The 13,265-nt window shown below is 52.5% G+C and carries 11 protein-coding genes and 1 pseudogene; 7 read left to right on the top strand and 5 right to left on the bottom strand.

Annotated elements, in window-relative coordinates; all coding sequences use genetic code 11:
- Positions 1-26: 26 nt before the first annotated feature.
- Positions 27-476, bottom strand: coding sequence for a GNAT family N-acetyltransferase (locus tag CKW26_RS20525; protein ID WP_095049928.1), 450 nt, complete (start codon positions 474-476; stop codon positions 27-29).
- A 160-nt stretch (positions 477-636) separates the two neighbouring features.
- Here CKW26_RS20525 and CKW26_RS20530 point away from each other — a divergent pair, with 160 nt between their 5' ends.
- Positions 637-2,556 carry a tyrosine-protein phosphatase gene (locus CKW26_RS20530; protein WP_095049929.1) on the top strand — a complete coding sequence of 640 codons (1,920 nt, stop codon included), beginning with the start codon at positions 637-639 and terminating at the stop codon, positions 2,554-2,556.
- A 128-nt stretch (positions 2,557-2,684) separates the two neighbouring features.
- On the opposite strand, the pseudogene CKW26_RS20535 reads toward CKW26_RS20530, so the two are convergent.
- A pseudogene (locus tag CKW26_RS20535) lies at positions 2,685-3,311 on the bottom strand (helix-turn-helix domain-containing protein); the annotation flags it as partial.
- A gap of 69 nt (positions 3,312-3,380) precedes the next feature.
- Here CKW26_RS20535 and CKW26_RS20540 point away from each other — a divergent pair.
- Complete coding sequence (locus tag CKW26_RS20540) at positions 3,381-4,373, top strand: hypothetical protein (RefSeq protein ID WP_095049930.1); 993 nt, start codon at positions 3,381-3,383, stop codon at positions 4,371-4,373.
- A gap of 96 nt (positions 4,374-4,469) precedes the next feature.
- Positions 4,470-7,187 carry an NACHT domain-containing NTPase gene (locus tag CKW26_RS20545; RefSeq protein WP_141231872.1) on the top strand — a complete coding sequence of 906 codons (2,718 nt, stop codon included), beginning with the start codon at positions 4,470-4,472 and terminating at the stop codon, positions 7,185-7,187.
- A gap of 112 nt (positions 7,188-7,299) precedes the next feature.
- On the opposite strand, the gene CKW26_RS20550 is transcribed toward CKW26_RS20545, so the two are convergent.
- Positions 7,300-8,271 (bottom strand): AraC family transcriptional regulator, encoded by a 972-nt coding sequence (locus tag CKW26_RS20550; RefSeq protein WP_095049932.1) that lies wholly within the window; start codon positions 8,269-8,271, stop codon positions 7,300-7,302.
- A gap of 265 nt (positions 8,272-8,536) precedes the next feature.
- Between CKW26_RS20550 and CKW26_RS20555 the strand changes: the two genes are divergently transcribed.
- The 3 genes from CKW26_RS20555 to CKW26_RS20565 all read left to right on the top strand — a co-directional run bounded on the left by CKW26_RS20555 (position 8,537) and on the right by CKW26_RS20565 (position 11,148).
- The gene (locus CKW26_RS20555) at positions 8,537-9,340 is read left to right on the top strand and encodes a 2OG-Fe(II) oxygenase (RefSeq protein WP_095049933.1); all 804 of its coding nucleotides are present in this window, start codon (positions 8,537-8,539) and stop codon (positions 9,338-9,340) included.
- A 170-nt stretch (positions 9,341-9,510) separates the two neighbouring features.
- Complete coding sequence (locus tag CKW26_RS20560) at positions 9,511-10,503, top strand: hypothetical protein (protein WP_095049934.1); 993 nt, start codon at positions 9,511-9,513, stop codon at positions 10,501-10,503.
- A gap of 90 nt (positions 10,504-10,593) precedes the next feature.
- On the top strand, positions 10,594-11,148 hold the full coding sequence (locus tag CKW26_RS20565; RefSeq protein WP_095049935.1) for a hypothetical protein: 555 nt from the start codon (positions 10,594-10,596) through the stop codon (positions 11,146-11,148).
- 153 nt (positions 11,149-11,301) lie between these two features.
- Here the strand turns inward: CKW26_RS20565 and CKW26_RS20570 are convergent, their stop codons facing one another.
- Together CKW26_RS20570 and CKW26_RS20575 are read right to left on the bottom strand one after the other, a co-directional pair.
- Positions 11,302-11,664 (bottom strand): DUF6124 family protein, encoded by a 363-nt coding sequence (locus CKW26_RS20570; RefSeq protein ID WP_095049936.1) that lies wholly within the window; start codon positions 11,662-11,664, stop codon positions 11,302-11,304.
- A 485-nt stretch (positions 11,665-12,149) separates the two neighbouring features.
- Complete coding sequence (locus CKW26_RS20575; RefSeq protein ID WP_095049937.1) at positions 12,150-12,710, bottom strand: hypothetical protein; 561 nt, start codon at positions 12,708-12,710, stop codon at positions 12,150-12,152.
- Between the two features lie 186 nt (positions 12,711-12,896).
- Between CKW26_RS20575 and CKW26_RS20580 the strand changes: the two genes are divergently transcribed.
- The gene (locus tag CKW26_RS20580) at positions 12,897-13,262 is read left to right on the top strand and encodes a hypothetical protein (RefSeq protein WP_095049938.1); all 366 of its coding nucleotides are present in this window, start codon (positions 12,897-12,899) and stop codon (positions 13,260-13,262) included.
- Positions 13,263-13,265: the final 3 nt, after the last annotated feature.

Below are 13,265 nucleotides of genomic sequence, written 5' to 3' on the forward strand. Positions count from 1 at the left end.
GTTCTACGATGAGTTCGGCACTGCCATCACCATCGCTTTTGCATGATGATCGTATGTTCGGCACCGTGATATTCGTCTCGAACCCTGTCGAACCCAAGCGATCGATAAAAACCTTCAGCCGTGATCGAAGAGGGTACACGCAGCGTTGTGAAACCCTGGCCAACGGCAACCGAATGAAGTTTTTCCATCAGCCGCTTACCCAGCCCTTTTCCCTGGCAATCCGGCGCGACAAACACGCTGCGAACCACGTCCTGCTCAAGACTGGCGGTTGCCACGATGTGTTTATTCAAAGTCGCCACGTAAACCTGACGTTTGCCCAGCAAGCTGAGAATCGCCTGCGGCGAAAAGCTGCGCTGCACCTGCTCTATAACGTCTGGCGAATAGTCGCGCCCATTGGACACACGCAAAGTATTCACGATGAGCTCACTGATGTTCGCGGCATCTTCGCGTGTTGCCATTCGAATCAGATCTTCCATTTTCGTTAATTCCTGAGACTTTCTCTGCCGGTGGATGGACCAATCACGCACCCTACGGCCCGATCGCGCGGCCATTTTCGTTCAAAGCAAAACTGTCATATTCAGTATCACTTGCCTACCCATAGTGACCAGCCCAACGCTTAAACAATGAGGCTGCACCGTGTTTCAACGTCTTCTGTGTTCGCTGTCCGTACTGAGCCTGTCCATCGCCGCCGCCCACGCTGCCGAGTCTGTGCCGCTCGACACGCCGCGCCTGCAAGGCATCGACAACTTCCGCGACGTCGCCGGCATCACCACCGCGTACACCACGGCCCACGACGGCACGATGCGCAGCGGCGTGTTCTACCGCTCCAACGCGCTGACGCCGACGGCCAGCGATCTGGAGACCCTCAACAGCCTCGGCATCAAAGCCGTCTACGACCTGCGCACCCCCAGCGAAATCGCCGCGACCCCCGACACAATGCTGAGCGGTGCGACCTACCAGAACATCGACATCATCGGCAGCACCACGTCCGGCGCGAACATCACCAATATCTCCTTCAAAAGTGCCGCCGACGCCATCGCCATGATGGAGCAGACCAACCGCGCCTTCGTCAGCGACGCCGGCATGCGCGGCCAGTTCGGCAAACTGTTCAATGAACTCGCCAGCGTCGACGCCGCGCAACTGTTCCACTGCACCGCCGGCAAGGATCGCACTGGCTGGACCGCCGCCGTGTTGCAGAGCATCGCCGGCGTCGACAATGCGACCATCATGGCCAACTACCTCGCCACCAACGACTACACCGCCGCCCGTGTCGCCGCCACGCTGAAAGCGCTGCCGCCGAGCATGGCCGCGATCTACGAGCCGCTGCTCGGCGTGCAGGCCAGCTACCTGCAAGCCGGCCTCGACGAAGTCACCGCGCAATACGGCAGCATGGACAACTACCTCAAACAAGGCCTCGGCCTGTCGCAGGAAACCATCTATGTGCTGCGCGGCAAACTGGTCGAATACAACAGCCTGCCGGGGCAGGCCGGGCTGATCGGCAACGCCGCCGCCGGCGCCGAACTGCTCCGCCAATTGCAGAACACCAACCTGTCCGGCACCTACAGCGCCTACAACTACTACCTGCAATCCGCCATCGACGCCGGCACCCTTGGCGGTGTCGAATCGCAGGTCGGCGGCCAGGTGCACGCCGATGCCGCCAGCTACCTGCTGCGGCAAAACGCGATGATCGAACAAGCCGCCGCGCCATTCGCCAGCGGCACTGACCTCAAGGTCGGCCAATATCGCCTCTGGACCACCGCGCTCGCCGGCTACCTCGGCACCGACGGCTCGGCCCACGCCGACAGCAGCAACGAACACAGCCAAGGCCTGATGGTCGGCATCACCCAGCGCTTCAGCGAACAACTCAGCGCACGCGGCGGCTTCGGCTACAGCAAAGGCACGGTTGGCGGCGCGGGTGGCGAAGCCGACACCGACTTCACCTTCCTCAACGTCGGCGCCCGTTACGGCTTCACCAGCCTCGAACAAGGCTTGTTCCTCGATGCCAACGCCAGCGCCGGCTACGTCGACTACGACAGCAAACGCGACCTCGGCGGCGGCCTCGGCACCGCGAAAGGCGACACCCATGGCAACCTCACCGGCGCCACCGTCGCCCTCGGCTACCGCGCCCCGGTCAACGGCATGACCTTCGAGCCGAGCCTGGGCTTCCGAGTCAGCCACCTCGACCTCAACGGCTTCAAAGAGAAGGGCAGCGAACTGTCACTCGACGTCGACGACAACACCTCCACCCGCCGCAGCGCTGTCGCCAACCTCAACGTCGCCTTCGCCCCGGTGGCGATGGGCGCATGGCAACTGGTGCCGAGCGTGCAAGTGGGTTACGAACGCACACTGGGCGACAACCAGGTCGACAGCCAAAGCCACCTGCTGGGCCTCGACATCGAACAACGCGCCGCGTTTGATAATCGCGACCAGTTCAGCGGCGGCGTCAACCTCATGGCCAGCCTCGGCGCCCTCAGCCTCGGCGCAGAAGTCGGCGCCAATGGCGGTGGCGACAGCCACGGCTTCAACGGCGGCCTCAAGGCCAGTTACGCGTTCTAAAAAACAAAAAAACTGTAGGAGCGAGCCTGCTCGCGAAAGCGTCAGACCAGACAACATCAGTGTTGACTGGCCCACCGCCTTCGCGAGCAAGCTCGCTCCCACAATTAGCATTCCAGCTTAAGAACCGATCAATCCCGCCCGCGCAAATCCGCCGGACTCACCCCATATGCCCCCTGAAAATACCGACAAAACCGCCCCACATTACTAAACCCGAACCGCAACGCCACCTCCGTCACCGACCCCGAACCCCGCTGCTTCAACACCTCATAAGCCCGCTCCAGCCGTACCTGCCGCTGATACGCCACAATCGACATCCCGACAAACCGCCGAAACCCCTCCTGCAATGCGCGCTGACTCACATTGCTCAACCGCGCCAGATCCACACCACTCTACAACTGCCCCGGATGCGCCTTAATAAACTCCACCGCCAACTTCACATGCCGAGGCGCAACCATCGCCGTTGGCCGCCGCAATGCCTCGCTTTTGATCAACAGATCAAACTCCGTCCCCGTGCCCATATCAATCAACGCCTTGAGCCCCTGAAACGCTGCCAAATTCAGATCAACGCTGGGTTCAAAAACAATCTTCTGCAGAATCAGTTCATCCAACAGCGCCGACAGCCGCTCGGTGAGCTGATGGCGATTGATTGACATGCTTGATCATCAAAGAACCGCATTGAGCGGATGTCCGCCTTATCAATCGCCAAGCCAATGGCACACGCCGACGGACTCAGTGGCATGGTTGAAATGAACTTGTCACTGGCTTCGAGTCCCGAGGCGATATAAAGTAATGTCCACTTGATATCATGCGTGCAGGGAGCAACGATGAAGTATCTGATGAGGCTTTATTACAACACGGACGGATGGAAAAACCCCTCAGGTGTTGCGCAAGCGAAGGAGGTCAAAGGCTCTTACCCTCGTCAATTCGGTTTCGGGTACGGGGAATGGCTGCTCAGGGATGAGTGGGACTTTGATGGCTGGAGCGATACGTTCGTTCAGGAAGTAAACAAAAGCCGCAAGCGTTTGCTTAATCACGAGCAGCCCTTCGACTTACATCTTTTTAGTATTGAGCCAAAATCAAAGCGTCGATACGTTGGTGCGATTACAGAGGTCGAGTGCCTTTCTGATCAACAGGCGCAGGGCACGCTTGAGCTGTTTCAACGAAACGGCTGGTTCCAAACGATGTGTAACGAGATTGCCGAACTGGGCCACAACCTTGGAAACTTTGGACATGAAAGGTATGCGCCGATTATATTCAACATCCGATTTCGTCTGGACAACGTTACACTCTATGATGCTGGTGAATATTCGAAGTTAGGCGATCCAATCATTGAGCGATGTAAGCGTTATCAGCTTTACTCTGTGGTTGTACAAAGAGATCAAGCTCTAAGTACAAAGCGTAAACCAGCGGGCGCGGAATTCATTACCATTCCAAAAATCAAGTCGGCGACAAGAACGATCACTTATCAGCGCACGTACGAGCATGCAAGAGTTGAGGGGAACTTGCTTCGGCAACTCTGGAAAGTCTACTCTCCGAATATGGTTCTAGCTGAGCGTGAATATATCGATATAGTCGTCGAGAGTCAGGATTGTCTGATTCTGTATGAAATTAATTCTGATACTTCGCCGCGCTCTGTATTGTGGCATTCCATCGGGCAACTACTTGAATATGCTTGCCATGCTCTAGCATCAAAAAAGGCGATTAGATTGATTGCCGCGGGTCGACAGATTTTGTGTAGTGATGATGAGGAGTACCTAAGCTCGTTGCGGAGTGATTTTTCATTGCTGCTAAGTTACTTGCGTGTGTCTTTGGGTTGAGTTGTTTGGGTTGAGTTGTTTGGGTGAGTGGGTGGGCTATTAATTTCAGCCGCTTTTTCGAGTGTTGTTGAATTATTTTGAGAGTTAAGGGTGTTTATGTTGTCAATAGTTGTAGGGTCGCTTTTGGTTTTAAGTCTGGTTTTGTTGGGGTATGTTTTTTATTCTTCAGAGAAGAGTAAGGTTAGTAATACCCGAGAGCAATATGCGATTAAGTGTTTAACCGCAATTGTCGCGTTGGTGACGTTGTGCTTGACATCGATTTCCTCGAAACAAAGCATCCCTGATCAAATTGTTGGATTGATATCAAGGATCCTGGGGGCTCCCGTACCGGATACGCCGCCCGCGCCACTCAGCGAGCAAGTTTTGATGGTAATAGTAGTCGGTTTCGCAATTACTTTGATTTTTAAGTCCCACAGGAGTTGGCAGGGCGCAATTTCTGCTGATGAAGAAAACAAGCGTCGTATGAAACAGTCTACTGGCTTGATTTCTCAGGCGTTGGATGAAGTCGTACGTGTGGTGAAGGTTCAGCCCAGACGTAAGTTATATGAAAAGGAACGTCGAGTTGATCCCGTTGTTATTCCAGAAGAGCCAAACTTGGTTTGGCACGACCATGCCCGCGAACTGTTTGAGCTTTGGGCGCCTTCCGTTTCATTCGGTGCCGCTGGGCTAGGGGGCTGGCATCAGCGTGAAAAGGTGTGGTCTGGTCGAGATAAGGTCTTAAAAAAGGACATTTTTGTTTTATGTTTAATCGACTTTCCTAGTGATGGGCAGATAGATATATTTAAGACATTTGCCGCGAATTGCTCGGCGACGGCAGAGTTGTATCTTATTGTTCAATCGGTGCCAAGTGATTTCTTACTGATCGACGGGCGCGAAAGATATAATGGGTTAGTAGTGCTTTCTGAAAAATTCTTATATGAGCATATAGTTGATTTTTCTGATTATTTTAACGATGTGGTTAGAAGAGTCGAGAAGGACTGCTTTGCGGAATCAGATTTAACTATTCGAGATATTTACACGCCTTCTAGCTTGTCAAGTGATTCCGTTGGTAAGGATGTCATCGCAGACGATTTTGGAGGGTACTTGGCGGACTGGGCAAGGCGTCCTCCAGGAAAGCAGGTGGCCATCATGGGGGAGTACGGTCAGGGAAAGAGTACCGGGGCTTTGATGTATGTTTATCAATCCTATAAATCACAACTACAATCCTCCGCCGGAAGAGTTCCGATTTTACTAGAGTTACGCGGTAAAAGTCCGGCCAATTTGGCTCCTCCTGAGTTACTTGCTGCTTGGGCGCAGCAATATCAACTTCAAGCGGCAGCTCTTATGAAACTGCTGATTGCTGGTCGGCTTATTCTTATTTTTGAAGGTTTCGATGAGATGGCAAATATTGCTAGCGTAGAGGCGCGAGTTGCCCATTTCCGGTCCCTTTGGCAGTTCGCTTTCCAGAAAAGCAAAATAGTATTCACCGGGCGGCGAAATTTGTTTTTCGAAGATCGGGAGTTAAATGTTGTTTTTAAAGGGTCGCAGGAAAGTGTTTCCGGTCCCCTTTGCGATGTCTTACACTTGTGTGCTTTTGATGAGTCAAAGATTAAAGGAAGCCTCCGTTGGGTTGATGAAGTGACAGCAAATGAAATCTTGAGCGCTGCGCGATCAAGTAAGCAGATATTGGACATTGTGGCTAGACCTTCACTGCTTTATATCGTGGCAAAGCTTTGGGGTGAAATTCGGCCGTTGTTATTGCAGGGGAATATATCCTCCGCTCAAGTTATTGATAAATTCGTCATGCATAGTTATTCGCGGCAGCAGATGAAGGAGTCGCGTTTGGGATTTATGGTGTTAACCACCACTGAGCGCAGATATTTTCATGAGGGGCTGGCTGCTTATATGGCCTCTAGAGGTCGTACAAATCAAGTTGCACCATTAGATTTGCAGGCCGCGATTCAGCGCCTGTATAAGGCGTATCCTCACGATTGCCACATATCTGATAATGTGGTGTTAGAAACGGATCGTCCTCCCTTGAAGGAACGTTTTTTGCGAGATGAGGACGCAATAGAAGCAATTCTCACTGACGTCAGAACACATGGTATTTTAGTGAATGACTTAAGTCAGAGGGGCGCGTTTCGGTTTGCTCACAAGTCGTTTTATGAAATGTTGGCTGCCAAGGTTCAAGCTTATAGTACTCTCGATATCGAGAAGATGTTTTATCGTTCAATAAAGGAAGCAATGGATGGCGAAATTGAATTGGTGAGATCTAGCTCTCCCGAAATATTCGGTTTTTTCTCTGAGCTGTTTATTTTTCATTTGCGTCAGCGCTACTCTCATCGTGAAATTATTTTTTCCGCTTTCGACTTGCTTGTTGGTGCTAATAAGCCAATTGCATTTAGCCGGTGGTTTAGATTGATTCTTATCTCGGCTATGCATAATAGGTTGGTCAGAAGATGCGTGCTCGTCGGTACTATTTTGGGAATGTTGTTTTTGATATTTTCTTCGAGTGATTTTGGACGGTCCATATTAGGGCTCAGTCAGAGCAAAGCAGAATGGAAAGCTAGTTCTAGCGGTTTTTTCATCTTTTCGTCTTTGGTTTCAGGTTTGATTTTTGGATTCTTTTCTACCTCTGTTAGCACAAAGCTTGCTAGCAAAAGCAGGCTCTGGGTCGCAGTTCTGTTAGCTAGTGATACTTCATCTGGGTCAGAGGACAGTTTTGACGCGCTTCACAGAATTTTTGGTCGGCGAACTGCAGTTGATATAATTCTCAAAACGCTGGAGGAGTATCCACTGTCTCTAGCCTATATGACTAAGGCAACTGAGAGATAATTAGATTCTTAGGTGGAAATTCCCCTCATTATTAATAGTGAGAGGAGGCGGGCTGTTTTTCAATTAATTGGACACAGCCCGCCATAGATTGTTTTTCAAGCTGCTCAACAATTCATCCCCGTGCCCTAATTTCCGCAGGACTCACCCCATAAGCCCCCTGAAAATACCGACAAAACCGCCCCACATTGCTAAACCCAAACCGCAACGCCACCTCCGTCACCGACCCCGAACCCCGTCGCTTTAATACCTCATAAGCCCGCTCCAGCCGCACCTGCCGCTGATACCCCACAATCGACATCCCGACAAAATGCCGAAACCCCTCCTGCAACGCCCGCTGACTGACATGACTCAACCGCGCCAGATCCACGCCACTGACCAACTGCTCCGGATGCGCCTGAATAAACTCCACCGCCAACTTCACATGTCGCGGCGCAACCATCGCCGTAGGCCGCCGCAATGCCTCGGAATAGTTATGCGGCCACGCCTCCAACACCGCATCAATCAACATCTCGCGCAACCGCGATGGCATCAACGTCCCGCTATTGATCAGCAGATCAAACTCAGTGCCGGTGGCTAGATCGATCAACGCCTTGATCCCCTGAAACGCTGCCGAATTCAGATCCACACTCGGCTCAAAAACGATCTTCTGCAGAATCGGTTTATCCAACAGTGCCGATAACCGCTCAGTGAGCTGATGACGGTTGATCGACATCCCGTGATGCGCGTGGTCATCCAGAAAACGCATCGAACGGATATCCGCCTTATCAATCGCCAGCCCCACGTGCGACACACCAACGGATTCGGTGGCATGGTTGAAAACAATCTTGCCAGCAGTGGGAATGACGAATGTGATCTCGTCCTGTGGATCGGGGAAGGCAACGGTGAAATCACCGTGATAATGCATCCGCCGAAAACTCACCCCCTCATGTCGCCCATAAACCCCGCCAATAATGATGTTCGACGGCAGCGGCGGATTGTCCGCATAGCGATTACCAAACAACTTCGAAAAAAGTGCACCGAAGTCGTCCGAACGGAGGTTGTCGGAGCGCAGGATAATTTGCTGGCGAACAGGAGTCGGAAACACCTTGGCGGCACCTTCGGTTGGGGGCTCTAGGACAGGGGTGTAGGGTAGGGCGCCGAGGAGGTTAGCAGAGGAAATATGACCGGTTTGTGACAGCCGGAAACATGCCGTAACACCGCCGCGCCACGTTTAAGCAAAGGACACTCGGCAGCCAATCGCCGACATGGCAACCTGCTCGCCACTGTACTCAGCAAGCAAACACAGGCACCGCGCCAAGCCCCAGCCCCTGTTTGCCCAGCCCTGGAAGCCCAAAATCATCGGAGCGGCAATGCAAGCCAACACACAAATACTCCCCATCACCCTGACCCCGGAACTCGACTTCGACCAAAACGCCGCCAGCGCTTTCGGCGAATCGCTGACCCACGAATACACCCAAGCCACGCCATTCCCGCACATCGTCATCGACAACTTTCTGCAAGCAGACGTCATCGCCAGCATCCGCGAACACTTCCCGGTCGAACCGACCGACAACGAACAGACCTACGAGCGCGGCTACAAAGGCCAACTCAAACGCCAGATCAGCCCCAACGCCTGCAGCCCGTACCTGAAGAACGTGTTCAACACCTTCAACTCCGCCCCGATGCTCGAATTCCTAGAAAAACTCACCGGCATCCAAGGCCTGATTCCTGACCCTTATTTCGCCGGCGGCGGCCTGCACGAAACCAAAACCGGCGGCTTCCTCGGCGTGCATTCGGATTTTCGGCTGAACAAAAAGCTCAATGTTGAGCGGCGGTTGAACGTGATCATTTACCTGACCGAGGACTGGCAGGAGGCGTATGGCGGCAACCTGGAGCTTTGGGATGTGGGGATGAAGAAGTGCCTGAAGAAGGTGCTGCCGATTTATAACCGGTGTGTGATTTTTAATACGGATAAGGACAGCAATCACGGGCATCCGGAGCCGTTGACTACGCCGGAGCACATCACTCGGCGGTCGATTGCGCTTTATTACTACACGGCGAGTGCGGTGGGTGGGGAGCCGGGGCAGAGGAATAAAACGCACTATAAGCCGCGGCCGAAGGATCGATGGAGTTTGAGGTATTACGTGAATAAGGTGTTAAAGAAGAAGGAGTGAAGAGGCAGGGCGGGTGACAGGTTTGTGACGGACGGACAATAGATTTGACTAGAGTGACCAGGCGAATTGTTCGGCTAAATACGAGCTGACAATGCGATGTGTCTATGGCTTCAAGTCTCGATGCGCTATACAGTGATGCCTAATTGATATCATATGTGCAAGGAGCAGCGATGAAGTATCTGACGAGGCTTTGTTACAACACGGACGGATGGAAAAAACCCTCAGGCGTTGCGCAAGCGAAGGAGGTCAAAGGGTCTTACACACGCCAATTCGGGTTCGGACACGAGGAATGGCTGTTCAGGGATGAGTGGACCGTTGACGGTTGGCGCTACGCGTTTGTTCAGGGTGTAAACAAAAGTCGCAAGCGATTGCTGAAAAACGCGCAGCCTTTTGACTTACACCTTTTTAGTATTGAACCAAAGTCGAAGCGTCGATACGTAGGTGAGATTACAGAGGTCGAGTGCCTTTCTGATCAGCAGGCGCAGGGCACGCTTGAGTTGTTTCAAAGAAACGGCTGGTTCCAAACGATGTGTGATGAGATCGCGGAGCTTGGTCATGAACCAGGAAACTTGGGACATGAAAAGTATGCACCGTTTGTATTTAACATCAGATTTCGTCTGGACAACGTCACCCTCTATGATGCTGATGAGTATTCGAAGTCAGGCGATCCGATCATAGATCGATGTAAGCGTTATCAGCTTTACTCGGTGGTTGTACACGGCGATCAAGTTCCAGTCACAAGGCGTAAACCTGCGGGCAAGGATTTCATCACCATTCCAAAAATCACGTCCACGACAAGAACGATTACCTATCAACGCACGTTTGAGCATGCAAGGATGCAGGAGAAGCTGCTTCAGCAACTCAGGGGCATTTATCCTCATGAGATGGTTCGGGCTGAGCGCGAATATATTGATGTCGCTGTAGAGACCGAGGATTCACTCATACTCTATGAGATCAAGTCGGACATTTTGCCGCGCTCGGTTCTTCGGCACTCCATTGGGCAACTGCTTGAGTATGCCTACCACGCCAAAGTACGAAAGAAAGATATAAAACTGGTTGCCGTTGGTCGGCAGCCTTTGGATGTAGAAGATACTGAGTACCTTGATTTGCTTAAAGAAAGGTTTGTTTTGCCGCTAAGTTACCTTTGCGTGCCATTAGATTGAAAATGTTGTTTCTTTGATGGCGCTAAAAGTAGCGCTTTTATAGGTTGAACAGGGTCGTGGACATCCTGTGATAATGAGGGTTGTATAAAAATGGGTAATGCAACTTTTTTGAATGGGGATGGGGCAGGTTCGCCACCTTCTATGGCTGAATGCATTTATCAACTGGAAAATACTTCAGTTGTTTTTCTGAGTGCCTGGAAAAGAACACCGAAGGATTTTCAGCGTGCCGCACGTGCAAGTCAGGAGGCAATGCAGTATTTAGATCATGTTGTTAACCAGATCATGAGGGCCAGAGACCAAATGCAGTCTGATGGCTGCTACACCGGATCCGCGCTAGAAGCTCAACTAAATATTCCAAGAGCATTGTCTGCTTCACCTGTAACCCGTGTGCAGCAAGATGATCTATCTGCCTTGGGTCCGGGTAATGGAGTGCTGCCATTTTTAGGGAGTGCACTGTCTTTAGAGAAGTTGCTTAATAAGATCAAGCATCGAAGGCTTACTTCGGCCAACTTTAGGATTGGGGGCTCTGGTGAGCACGTTTTTATAGTGGGAGTCGATAAGCCGAATCGCGATCCTGACTCTATCGTTGAATTTGTAGTGGGTGATTTTTGTAAACATTGCAGTGATGTGGCTGAAATTATCTAATTATTTCTTTTGTTTGGTTTCGATTTACTTCGGGCCTGTCACAGGATGCTGCGACTAATTGCAGCAAAAAGGAGACGGATTTATTTTCTGTCTTGGTGGGCTTGTCTGATCGACCTCCATGACGGCATCCCGACCGTCATGGAGGAATTTTCGTTACTCCGTCGGCACTACGTTATCCAACGCCCGATTCACCGCCAACTCCCCAAGCATTACCACCTGCGCAATGCCTTGCAGTGTCTTGCGCGCCGGTCCGTGAACCAGACTGATCACATCCCCAAGCATCACCGAAGCCGAGCCGAGTGATTCGCTAGCATTCACCAGCAGTTCTTCAGTCTTGGTTTTTGGATTGGCGATAAACATCGTGTTGGTTTGGTACGGGGTGCTCATTATTGCTGGTGCGGGACCTAGGTAATGGGAGAGGGCGCGATCGACGGCTTCGTTGAATTTCTTTGCGTCTGGGGATTCGTCGCCCGAGATCGGATCGATTTCTGGCGGATTTGGTGTGACTTTGAACATGATGTAACTCCCTTGTGTCGCTTAAAAAGGAGCCATCACCCTCTCGCTACCAAACGGTGGGTGGCGGCCATGCACAGGTTGGTAGACCGGGACACAAGGAAAACCGGCGCGCTCGAAAGCGCCCTGCGCATGACCACCATAAAAGCCAGGCGAAAACTTTCGCCAATAGTGAAATTGCGCACCTTGTATACACGGGCTACCAAACCCGATCACTGCTATTCAGTGACCGAACCACAATAGAACCCGCATCCAAGGCGCACAAGCCGGCGGATTCTGGCGTAGTCGTAGGCAACGGCGCAAGGCGTTGTAGCCTGTTGGAAGTATTTCGGAACGCTTTTAAACGGGGTGTTGAGATGGGCCGTTTTCTGAAGCTTAAGCCCCTCGAAAACGTTCGAACCAGCCGTTGAGCCAGCACGAAAGTTTGGAGGTTAAGTCGATTTTTCCGGCGTGGCAGTAGAAGCCTTGGTTACTGTTTTCTTGAATCATCAGGTCGCCAGCGAAATCAGCATGTCAATCACATTAATCGGCACATAAACCAACGTAATCCCCGCATACGCTTTACGCGACCGAGCCAAAAACGCGCCAATCGGCAACACAATCATGATCACATCCAGCAACCCCCAAAGCGCCACCGGCGATGCCTCAAACAACGTGACATTGACGATCAGTCCCAGGCACAGATACGTGGACAGCGACAGCAATGCATAGCGCCCATCCTGTTCGAAATACACGCGCAACCCGTGCTGCTCATCCTCACTGCGGCTCGGCAGCAACAACGCCGCGGTGACAAACAGCGACAGCGTCAGCATCACCAGCAGTAGAAATTCGAGAAACGAGAAGCTCTGTTTCACCGCCGACAGTGCGTTGACCGCCCACCAGAATTGCAGCTGCATGGTAAACAGCATCACCGCCCAGACCAGTGCTACCCAATCTGGCTTGGCGACGCGGCGGATGCGGAATACCGTTAATGTGCCGAGCAGTAGGCGGGTGACGGAGAGCCCGAGGATCATCGAGAGAACGGTGGCGACGATTGGGAAGTTGTTCATCTTGCCTCTCGTGAACTCGGTTCTGGCTGTAAGGGTGTTTTGGGCAGGCTAGGTGGGGCGGGTAGGACCGTCAAACGTGGCCGTGCGGTTGGGTTGGCAGAAAACGGCTTTAGAGCCTTACGCGGAGGTAATGGATTAGGATGCCCGCAGGCTGGAATGGATCTTCTCGACTAAGGATGTGTGGTTATGGAATCTGCTTTTTCGCAAGTCACCGAGCGTTTGAACAACCGCCGGTTTTCCGTGGCGAACAATGCTCAGGGGTTGTCCGATGCGCGCACGGTGTTTGAATACTTCGTCGAAGGCGAGGCGGTTTGGGGGACTTATGCGGGTGGGCATATTCGCATGGGCAACCAGGTTGGGCGGGTAACCGGGCCGGACAGTATCGAGCTGCTTTATCAGTGCATCACCACGGATGGCGAGATCCGCGCGGGTTGGTCGCGGGGTGTGGTGGGGGTTGATGAGGCGGGGCGGACGACGTTGCGGTTTGTGTGGGGTTGGTTGTCGGGGGCCGAGGGTGGCGGGGAGTCGAGTTATGTTGAGGTGGTCGCTTAGCGA

The organism is Pseudomonas sp. Irchel s3h9, from assembly GCF_900187475.1.
Lineage (GTDB): Bacteria > Pseudomonadota > Gammaproteobacteria > Pseudomonadales > Pseudomonadaceae > Aquipseudomonas > Aquipseudomonas neuropathica.

Bases quoted from the DNA above. Each gene is read 5' to 3' on its own strand.
- CKW26_RS20525 (WP_095049928.1), bottom strand. From the start codon at position 476: ATGGAAGATCTGATTCGAATGGCAACACGCGAAGATGCCGCGAACATC.
- CKW26_RS20540 (WP_095049930.1), top strand. From the start codon at position 3,381: ATGAAGTATCTGATGAGGCTTTATTACAACACGGACGGATGGAAAAAC.
- CKW26_RS20545 (WP_141231872.1), top strand. From the start codon at position 4,470: ATGTTGTCAATAGTTGTAGGGTCGCTTTTGGTTTTAAGTCTGGTTTTG.
- CKW26_RS20555 (WP_095049933.1), top strand. From the start codon at position 8,537: ATGCAAGCCAACACACAAATACTCCCCATCACCCTGACCCCGGAACTC.
- CKW26_RS20560 (WP_095049934.1), top strand. From the start codon at position 9,511: ATGAAGTATCTGACGAGGCTTTGTTACAACACGGACGGATGGAAAAAA.
- CKW26_RS20565 (WP_095049935.1), top strand. From the start codon at position 10,594: ATGGGTAATGCAACTTTTTTGAATGGGGATGGGGCAGGTTCGCCACCT.
- CKW26_RS20570 (WP_095049936.1), bottom strand. From the start codon at position 11,664: ATGTTCAAAGTCACACCAAATCCGCCAGAAATCGATCCGATCTCGGGC.
- CKW26_RS20575 (WP_095049937.1), bottom strand. From the start codon at position 12,710: ATGAACAACTTCCCAATCGTCGCCACCGTTCTCTCGATGATCCTCGGG.
- CKW26_RS20580 (WP_095049938.1), top strand. From the start codon at position 12,897: ATGGAATCTGCTTTTTCGCAAGTCACCGAGCGTTTGAACAACCGCCGG.